This is a genomic window from Microbacterium sp. 2MCAF23 (genome assembly GCF_052115565.1).
Lineage (GTDB): Bacteria > Actinomycetota > Actinomycetes > Actinomycetales > Microbacteriaceae > Microbacterium.
On record NZ_JBFRGY010000001.1, the window covers coordinates 193061 to 214497 of the forward strand.

General features: G+C 70.6%; 21 protein-coding genes. 8 read left to right on the forward strand and 13 right to left on the reverse strand.

Features of this window, described 5'->3' with window-relative positions:
- Window positions 1-70: 70 nt before the first annotated feature.
- The 6 genes from AB4078_RS00950 to AB4078_RS00975 all read right to left on the reverse strand — a co-directional run bounded on the left by AB4078_RS00950 (window position 71) and on the right by AB4078_RS00975 (window position 4874).
- A complete protein-coding gene (locus AB4078_RS00950; RefSeq protein ID WP_441975613.1) occupies window positions 71-1069 on the reverse strand; it encodes an ABC transporter substrate-binding protein in 999 nt (332 codons plus the stop codon).
- Window positions 1070-1136: 67 nt separating this feature from the next.
- A complete protein-coding gene (locus tag AB4078_RS00955; protein WP_441975614.1) occupies window positions 1137-1928 on the reverse strand; it encodes an amino acid ABC transporter ATP-binding protein in 792 nt (263 codons plus the stop codon).
- Window positions 1925-2965 carry an amino acid ABC transporter permease gene (locus AB4078_RS00960; protein ID WP_441975615.1) on the reverse strand — a complete coding sequence of 347 codons (1041 nt, stop codon included), beginning with the start codon at window positions 2963-2965 and terminating at the stop codon, window positions 1925-1927. Before AB4078_RS00960 ends, AB4078_RS00955 begins: the two co-directional genes overlap by 4 nt.
- 219 nt (window positions 2966-3184) lie before the next feature.
- Window positions 3185-3619 (reverse strand): peptidase dimerization domain-containing protein, encoded by a 435-nt coding sequence (locus AB4078_RS00965; RefSeq protein WP_441975616.1) that lies wholly within the window; start codon window positions 3617-3619, stop codon window positions 3185-3187.
- The gene (locus AB4078_RS00970; RefSeq protein ID WP_441975617.1) at window positions 3589-4500 is read right to left on the reverse strand and encodes a M20/M25/M40 family metallo-hydrolase; all 912 of its coding nucleotides are present in this window, start codon (window positions 4498-4500) and stop codon (window positions 3589-3591) included. The genes AB4078_RS00965 and AB4078_RS00970 overlap by 31 nt, the downstream gene beginning before the upstream one ends.
- Window positions 4497-4874, reverse strand: coding sequence for a carboxymuconolactone decarboxylase family protein (locus AB4078_RS00975; RefSeq protein ID WP_440734833.1), 378 nt, complete (start codon window positions 4872-4874; stop codon window positions 4497-4499). Before AB4078_RS00975 ends, AB4078_RS00970 begins: the two co-directional genes overlap by 4 nt.
- 187 nt (window positions 4875-5061) lie before the next feature.
- Here AB4078_RS00975 and AB4078_RS00980 point away from each other — a divergent pair, with 187 nt between their 5' ends.
- On the forward strand, window positions 5062-6549 hold the full coding sequence (locus tag AB4078_RS00980) for a protein adenylyltransferase SelO (protein ID WP_441975618.1): 1488 nt from the start codon (window positions 5062-5064) through the stop codon (window positions 6547-6549).
- Window positions 6550-6559: 10 nt separating this feature from the next.
- Here AB4078_RS00980 and AB4078_RS00985 read toward each other — a convergent pair whose 3' ends face one another.
- On the reverse strand, window positions 6560-7147 hold the full coding sequence (locus AB4078_RS00985; RefSeq protein WP_441975619.1) for a flavin reductase family protein: 588 nt from the start codon (window positions 7145-7147) through the stop codon (window positions 6560-6562).
- A gap of 226 nt (window positions 7148-7373) precedes the next feature.
- Here AB4078_RS00985 and AB4078_RS00990 point away from each other — a divergent pair, with 226 nt between their 5' ends.
- Window positions 7374-8303 (forward strand): DUF1684 domain-containing protein, encoded by a 930-nt coding sequence (locus AB4078_RS00990; protein ID WP_441975620.1) that lies wholly within the window; start codon window positions 7374-7376, stop codon window positions 8301-8303.
- An 18-nt stretch (window positions 8304-8321) separates the two neighbouring features.
- Here the strand turns inward: AB4078_RS00990 and AB4078_RS00995 are convergent, their stop codons facing one another.
- Window positions 8322-9866, reverse strand: coding sequence for a CitMHS family transporter (locus AB4078_RS00995; RefSeq protein ID WP_440734837.1), 1545 nt, complete (start codon window positions 9864-9866; stop codon window positions 8322-8324).
- 144 nt (window positions 9867-10010) lie between these two features.
- Between AB4078_RS00995 and AB4078_RS01000 the strand changes: the two genes are divergently transcribed.
- Both AB4078_RS01000 and AB4078_RS01005 read left to right on the forward strand, forming a co-directional pair.
- Window positions 10011-11738 carry an ATP-binding protein gene (locus AB4078_RS01000; RefSeq protein WP_441975621.1) on the forward strand — a complete coding sequence of 576 codons (1728 nt, stop codon included), beginning with the start codon at window positions 10011-10013 and terminating at the stop codon, window positions 11736-11738.
- Window positions 11735-12388, forward strand: a complete 654-nt coding sequence (locus tag AB4078_RS01005) for a response regulator (protein WP_440734839.1) — start codon at window positions 11735-11737, stop codon at window positions 12386-12388. Before AB4078_RS01000 ends, AB4078_RS01005 begins: the two co-directional genes overlap by 4 nt.
- A 75-nt stretch (window positions 12389-12463) precedes the next feature.
- Here AB4078_RS01005 and AB4078_RS01010 read toward each other — a convergent pair whose 3' ends face one another.
- Window positions 12464-13231 carry an SDR family NAD(P)-dependent oxidoreductase gene (locus AB4078_RS01010; protein ID WP_441975622.1) on the reverse strand — a complete coding sequence of 256 codons (768 nt, stop codon included), beginning with the start codon at window positions 13229-13231 and terminating at the stop codon, window positions 12464-12466.
- Window positions 13232-13287: 56 nt separating this feature from the next.
- On the opposite strand from AB4078_RS01010, the gene AB4078_RS01015 reads away from it, so the two are divergent.
- The 3 genes from AB4078_RS01015 (at window position 13288) to AB4078_RS01025 (ending at window position 17020) form a co-directional block, all read left to right on the forward strand.
- Window positions 13288-14076 (forward strand): CPBP family intramembrane glutamic endopeptidase, encoded by a 789-nt coding sequence (locus AB4078_RS01015; protein WP_441975623.1) that lies wholly within the window; start codon window positions 13288-13290, stop codon window positions 14074-14076.
- A gap of 64 nt (window positions 14077-14140) precedes the next feature.
- Window positions 14141-15472, forward strand: coding sequence for a M20/M25/M40 family metallo-hydrolase (locus AB4078_RS01020; RefSeq protein ID WP_441975624.1), 1332 nt, complete (start codon window positions 14141-14143; stop codon window positions 15470-15472).
- 84 nt (window positions 15473-15556) lie between these two features.
- Window positions 15557-17020, forward strand: coding sequence for an MFS transporter (locus tag AB4078_RS01025; RefSeq protein ID WP_441975625.1), 1464 nt, complete (start codon window positions 15557-15559; stop codon window positions 17018-17020).
- Window positions 17021-17039: 19 nt separating this feature from the next.
- On the opposite strand, the gene AB4078_RS01030 is transcribed toward AB4078_RS01025, so the two are convergent.
- Window positions 17040-19208, reverse strand: coding sequence for an MMPL family transporter (locus tag AB4078_RS01030; RefSeq protein WP_441975626.1), 2169 nt, complete (start codon window positions 19206-19208; stop codon window positions 17040-17042).
- Window positions 19209-19301: 93 nt separating this feature from the next.
- Between AB4078_RS01030 and AB4078_RS01035 the strand changes: the two genes are divergently transcribed.
- Window positions 19302-19928 (forward strand): MarR family winged helix-turn-helix transcriptional regulator, encoded by a 627-nt coding sequence (locus AB4078_RS01035; protein WP_441975627.1) that lies wholly within the window; start codon window positions 19302-19304, stop codon window positions 19926-19928.
- Window positions 19929-19998: 70 nt separating this feature from the next.
- On the opposite strand, the gene AB4078_RS01040 is transcribed toward AB4078_RS01035, so the two are convergent.
- The 3 genes from AB4078_RS01040 to AB4078_RS01050 all read right to left on the reverse strand — a co-directional run bounded on the left by AB4078_RS01040 (window position 19999) and on the right by AB4078_RS01050 (window position 21396).
- The gene (locus AB4078_RS01040; RefSeq protein WP_440734846.1) at window positions 19999-20415 is read right to left on the reverse strand and encodes a VOC family protein; all 417 of its coding nucleotides are present in this window, start codon (window positions 20413-20415) and stop codon (window positions 19999-20001) included.
- Window positions 20416-20506: 91 nt separating this feature from the next.
- Window positions 20507-20920: a VOC family protein gene (locus AB4078_RS01045; protein WP_440734847.1), complete on the reverse strand. Its 414-nt coding sequence runs from the start codon at window positions 20918-20920 to the stop codon at window positions 20507-20509.
- Between the two features lie 59 nt (window positions 20921-20979).
- The gene (locus AB4078_RS01050) at window positions 20980-21396 is read right to left on the reverse strand and encodes a VOC family protein (protein ID WP_441975628.1); all 417 of its coding nucleotides are present in this window, start codon (window positions 21394-21396) and stop codon (window positions 20980-20982) included.
- Window positions 21397-21437: the final 41 nt, after the last annotated feature.

Here is a 21437-nt window from a genome sequence, read left to right on the forward strand (position 1 = left end):
TTCGTCTTTCTCGGGTGCGGATACACGGAAAGGTGCGGGCCGGCATCTGCCGCCGGCCCGCACCTCGGATTCAGGACTTGGGCAGCCCCGGCGGGTTGATCTCCGAGGTCGTGACCCCCTCCGAGTCGAGCCCCCACCCCTTGAGCACCTGGGCGTACTTCCCGTTCGCGATGAGCTCGTTGAGCACGATGTTGACGGGCTCGATGAGTCCGTTGCCCTTCGCGGTGCCTGCCGCGATCGCGGCCGCCTGCGGCCACCCGCCCGGGACGATGCCCACGAGCTTCGTGGCGCCTGTCTCCCTGGCCGCCCACGCGGAGGAGGCGTTCGGGCCGAAGGTGGCATCGACGCGGCCCGACTGCAGCGCGAGGGTCGCGGCCGCGTTGTCGTCGTAGTACTGCAGGTCGGCCGGTGCCTTGCCCGCGGTCTTGAGCTCCTCGTTCCACTTCAGGAGCACCTGCTCCTGGTTGGTGCCGGATCCGACGACGATCTTCAGGCCGGAGATGTCCGCGGCCTTCTGGATCTTGGAGATCGTGCTGTCGGACTTCACGTAGAAGCCGAGCAGATCCTGACGGTAGCTGGCGAAGTCGAAGAGCTCCTTGCGCGCCTCGGTGACCGTCACGTTCGAGGTGATCAGGTCGTACTTGCCGGACTGGATTCCGAGCGGCCAATCGGCCCAGGCGACGACCACGGGGTTGTAGGTCAGGCCGAGTCCCTGCGCGATCAGGCTGCCGATGTTCGGCTCGGTGCCGGCGGGCAGGGTCTTGCCGTCCGGGACGTAGCTGAGCGGCGGCACGAAGGCGCCCACGGCGACGGTGAGCTTGCCCGGCTCGACGGGGTGGAAGCCGCTCTTCTTGAGAGCCTCGACGGCCTTCGGGACGACCTCGCCCTCGACCCACTTCACGTCGTCGGCCGAGACCTTCGCCGCGCTCTTCGTGGGCTGCGGTGTGCTGTCGGCGGCGGTCGCAGCCGCCGGCTGGTTGAGGGCGACGACCGCGCCGACGGCGACGATCGCGGCGACCGCGACGGCGGCGATGCCGACCACCGCGCCCTGCTTCTTGCTGAGTGCCATGCTGTGTTTCTCCTTGCGGTGAGGGGCCTTGCGATGATGCGGCCGTGCCGCGTTCGGGGCGTGCGGATCAGTTCAGGACCTTGGCCAGGAACTCTCGGGTTCGCGGATGCTTCGGGTGATCCAGGACGTCGGCGGGACGTCCTTCCTCGATCACGGTCCCGTGGTCCAGGAAGACGATCCGGTCGGCGACCTGGCGGGCGAAGCCGATCTCGTGGGTGACGATGATGAGCGTGGTGCCGAACCGGGCGAGGTCGCTGATGACCTCGAGCACCTCGCCGACGAGCTCTGGATCCAGCGCACTGGTCGGCTCGTCGAACAGCAGCACCTTGGGCTTCAGTGCGAGTGCGCGGGCAATCGCCACGCGCTGCTGCTGGCCTCCCGAGAGCTGCCGGGGGTAGGCGTCGGCCTTGTCGGCGAGGCCGACGCGATCGAGCAGGCCGAGGGCGAGCTCTCTGGCGTCCGAGGCGGCCAGGCGCTTGAGAGCGATCGGCGCCTCGACGATGTTCTCCAGCGCGGTGAGATGCGGGAACAGGTTGAAGTGCTGGAAGACGATCCCCACCTGCGTGCGGCGCCGCAGGATCTCCCGCTCGTGCAGCTCATGGAGCTTCTCACCGCGCAGCTCGTAGCCGATCAGCTCGCCGTCGACCGTGACCGATCCGCGATCCACGCTCTCCAGGTGATTGATGGTGCGCAGCAGGGTCGACTTGCCGGAGCCGCTCGGGCCGAGCAGCGCGATGACCTCGCCGGGCTGCACGGTGAGATCGATCCCCGAAAGCACCTCGAGCCCGCCGAAGCTCTTATGGACGTTGTGGATCTCGACGAGTCCGCTGGTGGCGGTCTCCGCGCTGATGGTGCTCATGCGCTCGCCTTTCCGGTGGAGCGGATCGCGGCACCGGCCGGTGTCTGATCATCGCCGAGCCGGGCCCATTGCGAACCGACCCAGCGCCGGGCCTGCTGCAGAGGGGTGGGCGGCAGCGCCCGGGCGGAGCCGCGCGCGAAGTGCCGCTCGATGTAGAACTGCGCGATGCTGAGGATCGTGGTGATGATCGTGTACCAGACGACCGCGACCAGGAGCAGGGGGATGACCCGGCTGTTGCGGTTGTAGATGACCTGCACCGCGTAGAAGAGTTCGGGGATCGCGATCACGAACACCACGGACGCGCCCTTGACGAGGCCGATGACCTCGTTCGTCGCGTTCGGGACGATCGAGCGCGCCGCCTGCGGGAGGATGATCCGGAACAGCCGCCGGCCCGCCGGAATGCCGAGGGCGGCCGCCGCCTCGGACTGCCCCTGGTCGACGGAGAGAAGCCCTCCGCGGATGATCTCCGCCGAGTATGCGGCCTGGTGCAGCCCGAGGCCCAGGATGGCTGCGGCGAACGCGCTGACCAGCTGGACGGTGGGGAACTCCACGATCCAGAAGTCGGTGGTGAACGGCGTGCCGAGTCCCAGCTTCGGGTACAGGTAGCCGAGGTTGTACCAGACGATGATCTGCACGACCAACGGCACCGAGCGGAAGAACCAGATGTACGCCCACGCGGCGGAGCTGAGCAGCGGGGACTTCGACAGCCGTCCCAGCGCGATGATCGTGCCGAGCACGAAGCCGACGATCGCCGAGACGGCGGTGATCGCGAGCGTGTACCCGATGCCGATGAGCACGGGGCCCGAGAAGAAGTACTCGGCGAACGTCCCCCACTCGTAGCGGCTGTTCGTGACGAGGCTCCAGCCGAACTGGGCGACGACGAAGAGGATGAGCGCGGCGAACGTCCAGCGCCACCAGTGACGGGTGTGCACCACGGGGACGGCACTGATGTCGACCCTGGTCCGAGTGCGATCCTCCGGTCGGCTCGGTTCGTGGTCGACCGAGCGGCCGAGAGGCGGTGCGGCGATGTCGGTCATGATGCTCCCTCGTGGTTCCTCAGCGCAGCGGGTGCTGCGTGAAGCCACGGTATGAGCACCCGCGGCTGCCTCCACAGCCGGGGATTCACACGCGGCAACCGGCTGATATCCGATGCAACCGGCTGATATACGGCGTAACGGAGCGATGTCCGGCGTCACCCAGGCGCAGAGGACGGGGCGCCGGTCCATGGTCGGACCGCGCCCCGTCGGCAGGTCGGTTCAGGCGTTGCGGAGGATGTGATCCGTGACGCGCGTCGAGAAGTACACGGCCTCCACCGGGATCCGCTCGTCCGCGGCGTGGAACTCCCCGAACACGTCGAAGTCGGCCGGAACCCGCAGCGGCACGAAGCCGTACCCGCGGATGCCGAGCTGCGCCAGGTGCTTGTTGTCGGTGCTCGCCGGCAGCAGATAGGGCACGACGAGGCCGTCGGGATCCTCGGTCGCGATCGCATCCTGAAGCACCTCGAGCAGCGGAGAGTCGATCGGCGACTCGATCGCGGGCACCGGGCGCCCCCACGAGAGATCGACGTCGTCGCCGACGAGAGCCGCCAGCTCCTGCTGCAGTGCGGCATCCGCCCCCGGCAGGGCGCGGATATCGAGACGTGCGGTGGCTTCGGCGGGGATCACGTTGGTCTTGCCCCCGGCGCTGAGCACCGTCGGCGAGACCGTGTTGCCGCGGAGGCCGTGACGATCGAGGAGACGAATCCGAGCCCGGCGAGCTCGTCGTCCAGGCCGTCGTCCGTGAACCGGATCCCGCGATGCTCCCCGAACACCTGCAGGAAACGCTTCAGGGCGGGGGTCGTCACGACGGGGAAGCGGTGCGCCCCCACGGCGGCGACAGCACGGGACAGGCGCACCACCGCGTTGTCCGACGTCGGCCGCGAGCCGTGCGCCGCGTGCCCGCGCGCGGTGAGGGTGGCCCACGTGACGCCCTTCTCAGCCGTGGCGACCAGGTAGGCCCTCCGCTCGTCGGTGAGCGGGATGGAGAACCCGCCGACCTCGCTGATCGCCTCCGTGGCGCCGTCGAACAGCTCCGGCCGGTTGTGCACGATCCACCGCGCGCCCCACACGCCGCCTGCCTCCTCGTCTGCGAAGAACGCGAAGATGAGATCGCGGCGGGGCACGACGCCCTCCCTGCGGTAGGCCCGGGCGAGAGCGAGGATGGCCCCCGCGTAGTTCTTCATGTCGACGGCGCCGCGTCCGTAGAGGATGCCGTCGTGGATCTCCGCGCCGAACGGCGGATGAGTCCAGTCCGCTTCCACCACGGGCACGACATCGAGATGCGCGTGCACCACCAGCGCCCCGGCGTCCGGATCCGTCCCGACCAGCCGGGCGACGACACTCGCCCGGCCGGGTCGCGGCTCGACCAGGTCGACGTGATAGCCGACCTCCTCGAGCTTCTGCTTCACGAACAATGCCGCCCGAGTCTCCCCGTCGCCGATGGTGGCCGCATCGCCGGTGTTGACGCTGTCGATGCGGATGAGGTCGCGGATGAGCTCGAGGGCCTCCGCCTCGACGGGCGAAGGAGTCGTCACTGCGCGCCCGCGTGCTCGTGCCCGTGCGCGTGCTCGACGCGCGCGTCGCCGGCGAGCTTGAATGCGAGCCTGCCGTGCGCGTACCCGCCTCCCGCGCGGATCGCGGTCGCGACCCAGGCGGCCTCGGCGAGCTCCGCCTCGGTGGCGCCAGCGCGCACCGCGTTCTGCGCATGCCCGTCGATGCAATAGGCGCACTGCGTCGTGATGCCCACCGCCAGGGCGATCAGCTCGCGGAACTTCAGCGGGATGGCGCGCCCCTCCTCGGCGAAGACCGCCTGATCGAACGCGGCGAACGCGGCGAGGATGTCAGGCGTCTCGCGCTTGTAGACGCGGGTGAAGGTCTTGTCTGCGGTGCGATCGAAGTAGTCCGACACGTGCTCTCCTCGGAGTCCAGGCCGCGCGAGGGCACGGCGCGCCCTCACGCTAATCCGGGGGCGCGATGCTTCCGAAGCGCACCGTCATCGGGCGACTCGCGGCGTCTTCGACGACGGAATGTTCCGCCGCATGTCGCCGGATTTCGCTCGGGATCCGCGCTCCGCGGCGCGAGCGGAGACTCGTGGGATGACGCATCCGATCGCCCCCCACGCCGCGCGTCGCCCGCCGGTCCTCGAGCAGACCTGGGCGGAGCTCCTGCCCGAGCTCTCCCGCCCGGCGTCCCCCGTGCGCACGCCGGATCCGCGGCTGATCGCGCTGAACGAGGAGATCGCCGGTGAGCTCGGCCTCGAACCCGGCTGGCTCCGGTCCGACGACGGGGCGCGCTTCCTCACCGGCGAGTCGCGGGCCGACGGAACGGCCCCTGTCGCCCAGGTGTACGCGGGCCACCAGTGGGGTGAGTTCCGGCCGATCCTCGGCGACGGCCGCGCCGCCCTGCTCGGGGAGAGACGCGACCGGCGGGGACGGCTGCGCGACCTGCACCTCAAAGGCATCGGCCCGACCTCGATGTCGCGCGTCGACGGCTTCGCCACGGTCGGCCCGATGCTGCGCGAATACCTCATGGGCGACGCGATGCACGCCCTCGGCGTTCCCGCGACCCGAGCGCTCGCGGTCGTGTCGACGGGCGCTCCGCGCGAACGCGACGGCCAGGTGCTGCCCGGTGCCGTGCTCGCCCGCACGGCCGCAAGCCACGTCCGCTTCGGCTCGTTCGAGTACGCCGGCACGCACGAGGATCCCGGCCTGCTCCGGCGCCTCGCCGACCACGTCATCGCCCGGCATTACCCGCAGGCCGCGCGCGCGGAGCACCCCTACCGCGCCCTGCTCGCGGAGATCGTGGAGGCAGCGGCCGCGCTCACCGCGGACTGGATGCGGATCGGGTTCGTCCACGGCGTGCTCAGCACGGACAACGTCCTCGTCTCCGCCGAGACCATCGACTACGGGCCCTGCGCGTTCCTGGACGCCTACGAGCCCGGGGCTCGTTTCAGCTCGATCGACGAGTTCGGCCGCTACGCCTACGACAGGCAGCCTGCCATCATGCGGTGGAATCTCGAACGCCTGGCGGAGGCGATGGCGCCTCTGCTCGACGACGACGTGGCAACCGCCGAGCGGACCGCGGCCGACATCACCGCCTCCTTCGAGGACCGCTATCGCGCGCACAGATCCCTGGCGTTCGGTCGGAAGCTCGGCGTCGGTCAGAACGTCGAACAGGCGGAGATCGAGGCCGTGGCCGACGCGGCCCTCGGGATGCTCACCGAGCACGCGGTCGACTTCACCGGATTCTGGCGGGATCTCGCCGCGGCCGCGGCCGGCGACGAGCGCCCGGTCCGCAGCCGCTTCCTCGGTCCGGTCCCCGAGCTCGACGCGTGGCTGCACCGGTGGCGCGCCCTCGGCCCCGACGACGAACTGATCCGCAGGGCTAACCCCGTGTACATCGCACGCAACCACATCCTGGACGAGGCGCTCGCGGCGGCGGTCGACGGCGACATCGCGCCGTTCACGCAACTGCTGGGCCTGCTGCGCACACCCTTCATCGAGCGCGCGGGAGATCAGCACCGCCGCTATACCCGCCCCGCACCGGACGGCGCGCCGAGACACCTCACCTACTGCGGCACCTGACCGGCCGCCGTCACTCGATCCGGGACGGCTCTCCCAGGGCATGCCAGGTGCGGCTCACATAGACCAGTGGCGTTGCGGCGATCCCGGTCTCGGACGGCTCGGGGAGGGCGGCGTCGAGCGCGTGCACGATCACCACCGTGGACGTGCCCGCCCGCAGGCGATGCAGCACACGGCCGCGGACCCAGGTGCGCGCCGCGGGGAAGTAGGGCTCACCCGTATCCAGGCGGCTCCAGATCGCGCGATCCGCGAACCGGTCGATGCCGCTGGTGGCGCCCAGCTTCGCCAGGCCGAGCTGCGCAGAGGAGAGCAGGTGGACGATCACGGTGTCCGCGCTGTTGATCGTGGTCGACGCCGACGACTGATCGGAGATCGAGAACACGAGCAAAGGCGGTTCCGCGCTGACCGAGGACACGCTCGTGGCGGTCAGCGCGACCGGCCCGTCGCCGGCTTCGGCCGTGACCAGCGCGACGCCCGCGGGGTGCTCCCGGAACACGCGTCTGAACTCCTCCGCGGAGAGCGCCTCCACCCGGTCGGGGCTGCTGTCCTCGAGTCGGTGGCTCTCCACGCTCCGCGGCCGGTCGATCTGCTGGGTCGACATGACGGATCCCTCCTTCTGCTCGAGACGATGCGGCGGAGCGCGGCACATGCCGGCTCCGTGGCGCCCAGCCTGCCGTCACGACGGCACGCGGAAGCCTCTGTGTCGTCAGGTGCAGAACTGTTGCGCGGGATGACGTCGGGTGACGACATCCGGCGCCCAGCGCATGGCCGCGATCTAGCGTCGCGGTGAGAGGGACAAGACACAGCGACGCGGACGGAGAGGGATCATGGTGACCGGTGAATGGTATTCAGAGCTCGCGGACGATACGTTCGCAGGGCTCTCCTCCGCCTCGCTGTCGCCCGATCCGCCGATCGACGACCTCGGATTCGAGAGCCTGGGCTCGTACGTCTTCGCGCAGGATTGGCAGCACTGGCACGATGATCTCGATGAGCGCAGGCGGGATCCGCACGGACCTCTCGCGTACACAGGACTGCACTGGCTGAGCGCGCGCCCGCAGCGCGTGCCGAGGGTGCCGGGATCGTTCCGCGCGATTCGCGGGTCCGTGCTCCTCTCCCTCGATCCTGACGAGCGCGCCCGATACTCGGGCGTCGACCTCACGGGCGAAGCCCGCATCGACCCCGGTGAGAACGGCACCCTCGAGTTCGCCGGCGGCACGGCCGAGTTCGCCCGGCTCGGCGGCCATGCGGTGCTGCGGAGCCGGCTGCAGCCGAGTCCGTTCCTGGAGAGCTTCGGAGGCACTCCCGCGTTCCGCCCGAACGAGGCGTGGGTGATCCCCGCCGTGTTCCACGCGGATCCGCGTGCGTACGAGGTCGACGCCGCAGTCGGCGACTTCCTGCATCTCCTGCAGTCTCCGGGCACGCTGCGGTTGACCATCGGCGGGCGTGGGCACGAACTCGCCGTCTTCGAAAGCGTGTCCGGCAACGGCTGGCGCCTGCCGTTCACCGATGCGACCTCGGGTCGTGAGACGACCGTCTGGGGCCGCGACGTCGTGGTGGACCCGGTCTTGGACGGCGAGACGGCGATGATCGACTTCACCCGATCCAGCAACCTCCCGTGCGCGTACAGCGACATGACGACGTGTGCGCTGGCGCCGCGGTCGAACCGGATCCGGACGAGGATCACCGCCGGCGAGAAGACGCCCCGCCTGCGCCTCATCGCGGGAGCCGACGGGCCGATCGTGGTCAGCGAGCGCTGACCACGATCACCCGGGTGGTCACTGCGCGACGAAGAACGGGATCGCGCCGGTCAGGAGGCCGACCGCCAGCATCACCAGCGAGACCACGAGCGCGCGCCACAGCACCTTGCGGTGGTGGTCGCCGAGGTTCACGCTCGCGAGCGAGACCAGCAGCAGGATCGCCGGGACCAGCGGGCTCTGCAAGTGCACGGGCTGGCCGGTGATCGACGCGCGGGCCATCTCGACGGGGTCGATCCCGAAATGCGCGGCGCTCTGCGACAGCACCGGCAGGATCCCGTAGTAGAACGCATCGTTCGACATGAAGAACGTGAACGGGATCGACAGGATCCCGGTGATCGGCGCGAGGAACGGACCCAGCGCCGGGGGCAGCACATTCGTGATCCACGACGCCATCGCGTCGACCATGCCCGTGCCGGTGAGCACGCCGACGAGCACACCCGCCGCGATCACCATCGACACCACGCCGACGATGCTGGGCGCGTGCGCGACGATCTCGGACGCCTGATCCTTGAGCTTTCGGAAGTTCACCACGAGCGCCAGGGCGGCGCCGACCATGAACACGTAGGGCAGCGGCAGCACGTCGGCGATGAGCAGCACCATGACGGCGACCGTGAGGGCGAGGTTGAACCAGATCAGCCGCGGGCGCAGCGTCGCCCTGTTCGGGTCGAGCATGGTGTCGGCCATCGCGGTGTCGGTCGGGTCCACCCCGGCCGCGGCGACGGCGCCATGACCGCCGGCGACGGTGACGATGTTGCCGGTCCGCAGCGAGGCGCGCGCGCCAGGCTTGGCGTCGGAGCCGCGGAAGATCGCGGGCACCGCGGCGAGCAGTCCGCCCTCGGCGGTGCCGGTCAGGCGGCTCTCGTCGAGCGCACCGAGGCGGCGACGCTCCTGCAGGCCGAGCATCCAGGCGAAGCCGAGGGAGACGATCAGCCCGATACCCAGTGAGGGCAGCATCGGCACAAAGATGTCCGTCGGCTGCACACCGAGCGCGGTCGCGGCGCGCACGGTGGGGCCACCCCACGGCACGATGTTGAGCGTGCCGTTCATCAGGCCCGCTACGCAGGTCAGCACCACGGGGCTCATGCCCAGGCGCAGGTAGATCGGCAGCATCGCCGAGGTGGTGATGATGAACGTCGTGGATCCGTCGCCGTCCAGCGACACGGCGCCGGCGAGCAGAGCCGTGCCGATGACCACCTTCGCCGGGTCGTCGCCCAGCACGCGCGTGATCAGGCGGATCAGCGGGTCGAACAGGCCGACGTCGATCATGATGCCGAAGAACATGATCGCGAACATCAGCAGCGCCGCCGTCGGCGCCATCTTGCCGATCGCGTCGAGGATCATGTCGCCGAGGCCCAGTCCGGCACCGGCGAAGAGGCCGAACACGGTGGGGACCAGGATCAGCGCCACCATCGGGGTGAGGCGTTTGGTCATGATCAGCGTCATGAACACCAGCACCATCACGAAGCCGAGGATCACCAGGACCCATTCGGGTGGCGCGAAGGCGATGTCGTACGAGGGCTTTTCGTCGGCTGCGGCGAGCAGACCGGTGAGAACCGTGGGCATGAGGTGACTCCTTCGTCATCCGCCTGTCGTCTTCGACGGACCTCGCCGAGATTAGGGAACGCAGGCGCTGCGGATCCGGAAAGTCGCATTCCGCCGCGTTGTGCGCGTAGCGTGACTTCTGCGCATATTGCTCAAGGAGGACGGATGCCCCGCAGAAACCGGATGCGGTTCGCGACGCGGACCCTCCTGCTGCAGTTCGCGACGGTGGTGCTCGTCGTCGCGCTGTGCACCGGCGTGTATCTGCTGCTCGCCGTGCAGCAGCTGCGTGCCGAGGCCGAGTCCTCGGCACTCGGTATCGCGCGCACGCTGGCGGAGGATCCGGAGATCCGCGCCGAGGTCGCCCGCGCCTCCGCCGACCCCGGCACGCCGCAGGCGGACGACCTGCGGGACGGAGTGCTGCAGCGCACCGCGACGGCGACCGCCTCCCGCACGGGCGCCCTGTTCATCGTGATCACCGACGACCACGGGATCCGGCTCGCGCATCCGGATCCGGCTCGTCTCGGCCAGGAGGTGAGCACCCCGTTCCAGGACGTGCTCGCCGGCCACGAGGTCATCGAATGGGAGACCGGCACCCTGGGCGACTCGGCCCGGGCGAAGGTGCCCGTGCGGGACGGCGGAGGAACCCCGATCGGCGAGGTCAGCGTCGGCTTCGCTCGCGCGGGCGTGTTCGACGACCTGCCGCCGCTGCTCGCCGTGATCGGCGTCGCCGCCGTGGGATCGCTGCTGCTGGCCGGCGTCGCCGCGCTCGTGCTGCGCCGCCGCTGGGAGCGGCTCACCCTCGGCGTGCAGCCGGAGGAACTGGTCGCGCTCGTGCAGAACCAGACCGCCGTGCTGAACGGCGTGGACGACGGCGTGCTCGCGGTCGACCCGGACGGGGTGGTGCGGGTCTGCAACGCCGCCGCCGAGCGGCTGCTGTCGGTGCACGACCTCGTCGGCGCGCCGTTGGATCGGACCGGCCTTCCGGGCGCGGTGCGCGAGGCCGTGTCGGGAGGGCGGGCGCTCTCGGAGACGGTGCACGAGGACCGGGTGCTCTACCTCGACACCCGGCCGGTCGAGCGCGACGGCCGCGCCCTGGGCACCGTGGCCGTCATCCGGGACCGCACCGAGCTGGTCGCACTCTCGGAGCGGCTGGAGACCGTGCGCACGATGACGGCGGCCCTGCGCGTGCAGCGCCATGAGTTCGCGAACCGGATCCACGTCGCCGCCGGGCTCATCGATGCGGAGCGCGTGCAGGACGCCAGGGACTTCCTCGCCGAGCTGATGGTCCGGGGATCCGTGGACTTCCCGGTGGAGGGGCGGGAGCGGCTGACCGACCCGTTCCTGCGCTCCTTCCTGGGCGCGAAGGCGCTCGAGGCGTCCGAGCGCGGCGTGACCCTGCGGATCGCCGAGGACACGCACCTGCTCGGCGCCGTGGTCGAGGCCGAGGACGTCGCCGCGGTGCTGGGCAACCTCGTCGACAACGCCGTGACCGCGGCGGTCGCCGGAGCCGCTCCGCGCTGGGTCGAGGTCTCCGTGCTCGACGACGGTGCGGCACTGGTCGTCACGGTCGCGGATTCGGGGGCAGGCCTCGATGCGGCGCTCGAGGAGGGTGCGCCGGGCGACACCGACCCCGACAAGCCCGGCCCGGACGACCGCGCCGACTCCGATGACGCCGGGGCCGTGCACGGTCATGGGCTGGGCCTGCCTCTGTCCCGCGAGATCGCCCGGCGCGGAGGCGGCGATCTGTGGATCATCGACCGTGGCGGCGACGAGCACGGAGCAGTCTTCGCCGCGCGTCTCGACAGGGCGGTCGCACCGCTGGGAGGGGCCGGCCGCGCGGACACCGACGGCGAACGAACCAGTACCCGCCCCGACAAAGAGGAGAGCAAATGACGGATCCGATCCGCACCCTCGTGCTGGACGACGACTTCCGGGTCGGCCGGCTGCATCAGACGATCGTCGACGAGCGCCCGGGGTTCGTCGCGCTGGAGCCCGTGCGCACGCTCGCCGAGGCCCGCGCCGCGATCCGGGACCTGTCTCCGGATCTGCTCCTCGCCGACGTCTACCTGCCCGACGGCGACGGGATCGGCCTCGTGCGGGAGGCGGGCATCGATGCGATCCTCGTGTCGGCCGCCGATGACCCGGCGACGGTGCGGCGCGCACTGCGCTCCGGCGCCCTGTCCTACCTGATCAAGCCCTTCGAGAGACGCACCCTCACCGGGGCGCTGGATCGATACGCCCGCTTCCGCAACCTGATGGCGGGCGATCGAGCCTTGCAGCAGAAGGACCTCGACCGTGCGCTCGCGATCCTGTACGGATCGGGAGAGGCTGCGACGCCCTCGCGATCGGCGACGGAGCAGGTCGTGCTCGCCGCGCTGGGCGAGGCCGAGGCCTCGGCCGCAGAGATCGGCGAGCGCGTGGGGATCTCCCGGGCCACGGCGCAACGGCACCTCGCCGCGCTCGCCGACCGCGAGGAGGTCGAGGTGCGGCTCCGCTACGGCGCCACCGGACGACCGGAACACCGCTACACGCGTCGCGGGTGACGGGGCACCGGCGTTCCCGACGCGCGGACTCGAGCTCAGCGGATCCGGGCTCCGCCGGGGCTCAGCGACCGATCGTCAGCCCCGCCCGAAGAGCGCGCCGCCGTTCACCTGGATGATCTGCCCGGTGGTCCAGCCGCCCTCGGGGCCGGCGAGGTAGGACACGGCGCCGGCGACCTCGTCCGGCGTGCCGGCACGGTTCATCGGCACCTGCGCGAGCCGCGACGCCACGATGTCCGGCGTGCGCCGGCCGTCCCAGAACCCGGTGTCGGGCACGTAGCCGGGCGCGATGGCATTGACCGTCACGCCCTCAGGGGCGAGGTCGGCGGCGAGGCCCATCATCCAGCCATGGATCGCAGCCTTCGCCGCGCCGTAGCCGTTCGCTCCTCGAAGCGCCGCAATCGAGCTGATCGAGATGATCCGGCCGCCCGGCCGCGCGATGCGGGGCAGCAGCGCCTCGGTGAGCAGCACCGCGGTGAGCACGTTCAGGCGTATGTTGGCCTCGTAATTGGCGGCGATCCCGGCGAGGCCCTCGCCGCGGTCCAGCACGTTGCCGCCGGCGTTGTTCAGCAGCACCTCGACGCCGCCGGCGATCTCGCCGGCGGCGCGCTCGACGGCGTCCGGATCCTGCAGGTCGGCCGTGATCGTCTGCACCCGGGCGTCCGGCGTCTGCGCGAGGACGCGGTCGGTCGCCTCCTGCAGCACGCCGGCGCGGCGTCCGATGAGCGCGAGGTCGAAGCCGTCGCGCGCGAGGCGCAGGGCCGAGGCGAGACCGATGCCCGTGCCTCCGCCGCTGATGACGGCGAGCGGGCGGGCGGATCCGGAGGGCGACTGCGGGATGCTCATGCGCCCAGCCTAAGTCGCGGGCCTGCGGTCGGATCCGGTCCGGTAGCCTTCCTGGCGTGACGACCGCGCGCACGCCGATCGATCCCGCCGGGTGGCGGACGTGGACCGGCGCGCTCCTCGTCATGCTCGCCTGGTGGGTCACCACCTATGGTTTCGGCTCCGTCCCGATCCCTGCCCTGCAGCCGGGCTGGTTCCCGCAGCTGGGGGTCGTGGTCACCAACGGGCTCAGCCTCGCCGTCGCCTGGCTCGTCGCAGCCCTGGTGCACCGCGCCGGATGGTGGGGAAGCACTCCGCTGCGGCGGATCGCGGGCTGGGGCTCCGGCCGGGTCGACGCCCTCGGCTGGCTCGCGCCGGTGCTGGCGATCCAGCTCTCCTACATCTGGATCGGACGGCAGGGCATCCCCGGGATCGCGGGCTCGCCGGGAATGCTGCTCAGCGTCGCCGCCGGAATGCTCGCCGTGGGGATCTCCGAGGAGACGGCGGCACGCGGCCTCGCGCTGGGCGCGGTGATGAGGCGGCACCCCTGGCTCGGCGTCGCCGCGACGTCGCTCGTATTCGGCCTGTGGCACCTCGGCAACGGGCTGTTCTTCGGCAAGAGCGTCGATGAGACGTGGTGGCAGGTGCTCGGTGCAGCTACTTTCGGCGTCTGCTTCGCCGGCGCCCGGCTCATGATCGGGTCGATCTGGGCACTCGCGTTCCTGCACGCCCTGGGGGACTGGACCCAGGTGCTCTCCCCGGGTGCGGCCCCGCTCTGGTACCAGATCGCGGTGATGGTGTCCGAGCTGACCTGGGGCATCGTGCTGACCGCGGTCGCCGTGCGACGCGGGTACCACCAGGCGCTCTGACCCGACCTCGCGCGCCCGTCTGCGCCGCCGCGACGGATGCGCATGCGCGGCTAGCATGGCCACGATGACTGACGTGCCCCCGATCGCCGAACGCCTGTCGCGGATGATTCAGCTGCCCACGGTGTCCGCCGAACTCGACGAGCGCGGATCCGCGCCGTTCGAGGACTTCGTGGCGCTCATCGCCGAGCTCTACCCCCGGGTGCACGCCGAGCTGACTCTAGAGCGCCATACCGACTTCGGGCTGCTGTTCCGCTGGGCTGGGCAGCGCACGGCGGTCGACGGGCCGCTCGTGCTCATGGCGCACTACGACGTCGTCCCCGTGGACGAGTCCGACGCATGGACGCACCCGCCGTTCGCGGGCGTGATCGAGAACGGATCCGTCTACGGCCGCGGCGCCCTGGACGACAAGGGGCCGCTCATCGTGATCCTCGAAGCCGTCGAGAACCTGCTCGCGGAGGGCTTCACGCCCGCCCGCGACGTCTACCTCTCCTTCGGAGGCAACGAGGAGACGTTCGGATCCGCCGCCATCGCGATCGCAGATGTGCTGAAGGACCGCGGGATCGTGCCCTGGCTCGTGCTCGACGAGGGCGGCGCGGTGGTGGACGCTCCCCTGCCGTTCGTGCCGGGGAGCGCGGCGATGATCGGCGTCGGCGAGAAGGGCGTGATGACGGTGAGGCTCAGCGCGCGCGGCGAGGGCGGTCACGCCTCGGCCCCGCCGCCGCGCACTGCGGTGCGGCGCATCGCGCGTGCGGTCGACCGGTTGGGCCCCGGCACCTTCCGTCCGCGCACGCCGCGGGCGATCTCGCACATGCTGACGCAGCTCGCAGGCTTCGCCTCCGGGCCCGCGCGCCTGCTGCTGCGCACGCTCGGAGCGCTCCCGCCCGTGTCTGCGCGGGTGTTCGCCGCGCTCGGCGGCGAGGCGGCGGCCCTCGTGCGCACGACCGTCGCCCCCACGATGCAGTCCGGCGGCACCGCGGCCAACGTGCTGCCGTCGCAGGCTTCGGCCACCGTGAACCTGCGGATCGCCCTCGGCGAGACGGTGCAGAGCGCGACCGCACGCGTACGCCGGCGCATCGCGGATCCGCTCGTGACCGTCGAAGTGCTGGAGGGCAGCGATCCGTCGCCCGAGTCGCCCACGGACACGGCGCCGTTCACGCTTCTCGCGGAGGCGCTCGCCGTGTCGCACCCGGCGATCCCCGCCGTGCCGTACGTGACGATGCAGGCCACCGACTCCCGGCATTTCCATCGGTTCTCGCCCGCGGTGTTCCGGTTCGCGCCGCTGGAGATGTCGAACGCGCAGCGGGCCACGATCCACGGCGTGGACGAGAGCGTCGAGATCGCAGCGCTCGAGCGCGGGGAGCGGTTCCACCGCGCGCTCATCGAACGGTTACAGTGAGCTGACCCGCACGCGGACGCCGAGCACGTCGACGCGCCCGCACCACGTTCCGCCGACACCGCGGAACTGCACGAAGGAGTCGCGATGACGCGCACCGCCACACTCGGCACTCTGGTCGCCGTGGTCGGTTTCCTGGCCTTCGTCGAGTTCACCAGCGGTGTGCTGCAGGGCTACTACACGCCGATGCTCAGCGACATCGCGCGGCACCTGGGCATCCACGACGCCGACGTGAACTGGTTCGAGGGCGCGCAGCTCATGCTGTCCGCCTTGGTCGTGCCGGCATTCGCGAAGCTCGGCGACATGGTCGGCCGCAAGCGCATGCTGCTGATCTCGACGGCCCTCACCGCGGTCGCCGCCTTCGTGCTGCCGTTCACCGCGACCTTCGGCGTCTTCCTCGTGGCATGGGCGCTGATGGGCTTCTACGTCGTGTGGCTGCCGCTGGAGATCGCCCTGATCTGGTCGCGCGCCCGGCGCATCGAGGGCAGCTCGACGATCACGGCGAAGGCGGCCGGGATCCTGGTCGCAGCCCTCGAGGGCGGCGCGATCATCGGCGCTCTCGTCGGTGGGGCGCTCGTCGACCATCTGCCGCTCACGGTCGTACTGCTCGTGCCCGCGGTGCTCATCGCGGCGTGCTTCTTCGTGATCCTCTTCGGCGTGCAGGAGTCGCCGGAGAAGACCGGCGGCGTCTTCGACACGACAGGACTCGTGCTGATCTCGCTGTCGCTCATCGGCCTCACCGGCGGGCTCAGCCTGCTGCGCCTGCCCGGCGGCGTCGCGAACCCGCTGTCCTGGATCGTGATCGTGATCGGCGTGCTGCTCATCGTGCCGTTCGCCCTGTGGGAGCTGCGCCAGCAGGATCCGCTCATCGACGTGCGGATGTTCCGCAGCCCCGCGCTCGGTCCGGTGTTCCTCACGGCCGGCCTGTTCGGCGTGAGTGTGCTCGGCGCGCAGGCGCCGCTGTCGACCTTCGCCCGCACGGATCCGGCGGTCTACGGCTACGGCCTCGGCACCACCGGCTTCGCGACCTCTCTGATCATCGGCGTCTACCTCGTCGCGATGATCGCGGGCGCCCTCGGCTACCCGCAGATCGCCCGGTTCGCGACGCCCCGGATCACGCTCATCGGCGCCTCTGTGCTCGTGGGGATCGGGTTCCTGCTGTTCCTGCCGTTCCACGCGGCCTACGGGCAAGTCATCACGAACATGGTGCTCGTGGGGATCGGATCCGGAGCGCTCGTCGCCGCCCTGCCCGCTGCGGCGGCCTCGGCGGCGCCGCACACCCAGACCGGGGTCGCGACCGGGCTCACGAACTCGGTGAAGACCGTGGGCGGCGCGATCGCCTCGTGCGTGTTCGGGATCGCGCTCATGCACGCGGTCGCCGGATCCGCCGCGGCCGAAGGCACCGCCGGATCCTTCTCGGGTTACGTCACGGTGTGGGTGGTGTGCGGCGTGACCGCGCTTGCCGCTGCGGTCCTGCTGCTCTTCGTCCCGAAGCAGGCATTCACCGATCGCGCCGGCCACGCCGCCGCCACGGAACCTGCGATCGGTTGACGCCCGGGGCGGATGATGCTCAGCGTTCCCCGCGCGACAGCTTCGAGGGCCACCACACGACGCGACCCACGTCGTGCACGAGTGCCGGCACGAGCAGCGAGCGCACCACGAACGTGTCCAGGAGCACGCCGAACGCCACGATGAAGGCCAGCTGCGCGAGGAACAGGATCGGGATCACCGCGAGCGCGGCGAACGTCGTCGCGAGCACGAGGCCTGCCGAGGTGATGACGCCGCCGGTGATCGCAAGACCGCGGCGCACGCCCTCGCGCGTGCCGTGGATCCGGCTCTCCTCCCGCACTCGGGTCATGAGGAAGATGTTGTAGTCGATCCCGAGGGCGACGAGGAAGACGAAGCCGTACAGCGGCACGGCCGGATCCGCCCCCGGGAAGTGAAGGATCCCGTTGAAGACGAGCGCCGAGACGCCCATCGCGGTGCCGAACGACAGCACGGTGGTCACGATCAGCAGCACGGGCGCGACGACCGCGCGCAGCAGGATCATCAGGATGAGCATGATCACGACGAGGATCACGGGGATGATCAGGGTGCGGTCGTGCAGCGAGGCGTCGTCCGTGTCGGTCGCCGTCGCGGTGACGCCGCCGACGAGCGCACCGGTGCCCTCGAGCGAGGTGCGGATCCGCCGCACCGTCTCCTCCGCGGCCGTCGAATCCGCCGCGGAGGTGAGCGTGCCCTGCAGCATCACGTCGCCGTCGACCACGGTCGCCTCCGGGGCGGGAGTGCCGGGCCGTCCGACCTGCTGGACGCCGTCCTGGGTCACGGGTGCCGAGCCGCTCGGCGAATCCTTCGCGGTGACGGTGACGCCGTCGATGCCCTTGTCGGCGAGCAGCACGTCGGCCGTCCTCTGCAGGGAGTCCTTGGCGACGACCACCTGGACCGGGCTGCCGGATCCGCCTGGGAAGTGCTCGCCCAGCACCTTCTGGCCGTCGCGAGCCTGCGACGAGCCGAGCACGAGGTCGGACTGCGGCACGCCGGAGGCGTCGAGCTGGAGCACGCCGAGCGTGCCGATCGCGAGCACCAGGGTCGTCGCGATCCAGATCACCCGCGAGCGGCGCCGGATCAGCTCGGCCAAGCGCGCCCACACGCCGGTCGTGGGCATGCCGCCCTCGGCCGCGACCACCTCGGGGGCGTACACCGGCCGGCGCGGCCAGAACGCCGCGCGCCCGAACGCCATGAGGAGAGCGGGCAGCAGGGTGAGCGCCGACAGCATCGCGAACGCGATCCCGATCGCCGCGACGGGGCCCAGCGCGCTGTTCGACTTCAGATCGCTGAGCAGCAGGCAGAGCAGGCCGGCGATCACCGTGCCGCCCGAGGCCAGGATCGGCTCGAAGGAGCCCTTCCAGGCCGAGAGCACCGCCGTGGCGCGATCCTGCTCGACGCGCAGGGCTTCGCGGAAACGCGACACGAACAGCAGCGCGTAGTCGGTCGCGGCGCCGATCACGAGGATGAACAGGATCCCCTGGGTCTGGCCGCTGAGCAGCAGCACGCCCCACTTCGCGAGCCACCACACCAGCAGCAGCGCGGTGCAGAGGGCGAACAGGCTCGTCAGGAGCACGACGACGGGCAGCAGCAGCGAGCGGTAGACCAGCACGAGGATCACGAAGACCGCGGCGAGGGCCACACCGAGCAGGATCCCGTCGATGCCGGCGAAACCGGCGACGAGGTCGGCGCTGAACCCGGCAGGCCCGGTGATGTAGACGTGCACCCCCTCCGGGGCGGCCTTGTCGAGGGATGACCGCAGCTCCGCGACCACATCGCCGAGCTCTGCGTCGGAGCGGATCGGGATGAACGCCTGCACGGCCTTGCCGTCATCCGAGACCAGCGCGGGGGAGACGTCGTCGCCTACGCCCGCGATGTCCGTCGTGGCCGTGACTGCATCGGACAGGGCGGTGCGCTGCGCCTCCGTGAGTGCGTCGTCGGAGGAGGCGACGACGATCGCGGGGATCTCATCGGATCCGGCGAAGCGCGTCTGCAGCTCCTGCACCCGCGCGGAGTCGGAGGAGGACGGGAGGTACGCCGTGCGGTCGTTCGAGGAGACCTCGTCGACCTTCCCGAACAGGGGGCCGCCGAGCGATGCCGCGACCAGCCACGCGACGATGATGAGGGCGGGTAGGAGGATCCGCAGAGCGCGGCGGAGGCGGTGCGGTGGTGCGACGTGCTGCGGGGCGGTCATCGGGTTCCTTCCGTCCTCGGCAGGATAGTTCGAGTTAGCTAGCTTGGCAAGTAATCATCCTGGCATGAAAAAGGCTCGGTGTAGCATGACGGCATGGCGGAGCGGCGCGACGAGGCGGATGAGCGGGGCCTCGGGACGCGCGCTGAGGCGACTGCGCGTGACGGCGTCGAGGCGAGCGCCGTCTACGACATCGAGGCGAGCGATCCGGACGGCGTGCTGCTCGATCGCGCCGGCATGGACGAGAGCGCGATCCGGCAGATCACAGAGCTGATGGCGTCCCTCGGCGAGTTGCGCGACGCCGAGCAGCGCCTCGCCGAGGCGTCCCGCCGGTACATGAAGCTGAACGAGACCGACATGCGCGCGCTGCACTACCTGATCGTGTGTGCGAACCGTGGCGCGGTGGCGACCCCCGGCGGGATCGCACAGCACTTGGGCATCTCGACCGCGTCGACCACCAAGCTGCTCGACAGGCTGGAGAGCGGCGGCCACGTGGTGCGGTCAGCGCACCCCTCGGATCGACGTGCGCTGGCGATCTCGATCACACCCGAGACGAAGAAGGCGGCCATGGAGACGGTCGGACGCCAGCAGGCGCGCCGCTTCCACTCGGCGGCGCGCCTGACGGAGGCGGAGCGCGAGGTCGTCATCCGCTTCCTGCGCGACATGACCAAGGAGCTCGCGCTCGACGGCGTCGAATGGGCGACCGCCGAGCCCGAGCTCTGAATCACGCCGGCCCCGAGGAGCGGTCGGCGCGGTCAGGCCTGGCTCCGCCCCGCGGAGCCAGGCGTGCAGATCAGGCGTTGCCCTCCCCGCCGGAGAACATCCAGTCGACGCCGAACCGATCGGTGAGCATGCCGAACTGCCCGCCCCACGGCGCGGGACCGTAGGCCTGGCTGACCGTGGCGCCGTCGGCGAGTTTGTCCCACGCGGCGTGGATCTCGGCCTCGTCCGAGCCGCTCAGTGACACGGAGACACCCTGCGGGGCCTTGTACTCCATGTATCCGGGGGTGTCGGAGGCCATCAGCACCAGGCCGCCGGGAGTGGTCAGCTGAGCGTGCATGACGAGCGTCTGCTCGGCCTCATCCTGCAGCATGCCCGGCATGTCGCCGAAGGTCATCACCTGCAGATCGCCACCGAGGGCCTGCTGGTAGAACTCCATCGCGGCGCGGGCGTCGCCGCGGAACGAGATGTACGGATTGAGGTTGGTCATCGGTGTCCTCCGTGCTCGGATCGACGACGCCGCATCGGCGCCGCACTCAGTCTGAGGCCGGCCTCCGACATCGGCAATGGTGTGTCGCGGATCAGCTCACGGAGGCGTCGCGTGGCGGGTTGTGCACGATCTCGAGCCTGATGCCGTTGTCGTCCTCGACGAAGGACGCGTAGTAGCGATCGCTGAAACGGGGGTACTCCTTCGGCGGGCGCACGGCGGTCCAGCCCGCGTCGATCGCGATGTCGTGCACGCGGTCGACTTCGGCGCGCGAATCGACCGCGAACGCGAGGTGCTGCCAGCCGACGCGCCCGTGCTCGTGCGGGCCATCCGCGTTGTCGCGCGCGGGGTAGAGCAGGATCTCGGGCAGGCCGTCCTGCCGCCAGTACGCGAGATCGGGAGCATCGTGCCTGCGGACGTAGCCGAGTGCGCTCAGCACCGGATCGAACTGCGCGGAGGCGCCGGGCACGTGGTCGACGCTGATGCCGAGATGATCGAGAGTGGCCATGCCCCCCAGCATCGCGGATGCCGGGGACAATGCGCGAGGACCGGTCAGTACGGCGGGCCTCAGCCCTCGACGGATTCCCGCGGCGGGTTGTACATGAACTCGATCCGGATGCCGTTGTCGTCCTCGACGAATGACGCGTAGTAGCGATCCGAGAACCGCGTGAAGACCTTCGGATCCCGCACCGTCGTCCAGCCGGCGTCGACGGCGATGGCGTGCAGGCGCTCCACCTCGGCACGCGAGTCCACGGCGAAGGCGAGATGCTGCCAGCCGATCCGTCCGTACCTGTGCGGCTCGCCGTCGGGCTCGGGGGCGCGGTAGAGGATCAGCTCGGTCTCGTCGTCGCGGGACCATGCCATCCCGCCCTCCAGCTCGCTGCCGTCGGAGAGGCAGCCGAGCGCGGTGAGCACCGGATTCCACTGGGCGTAGGCGCGGTCGAGGTCTTCGACCGTGAGGCCGATGTGGTCGAAAAGAGGCATGGGTTCAGTCTGCCGGACCCGGGGACGCGGGTCGTTCGCGT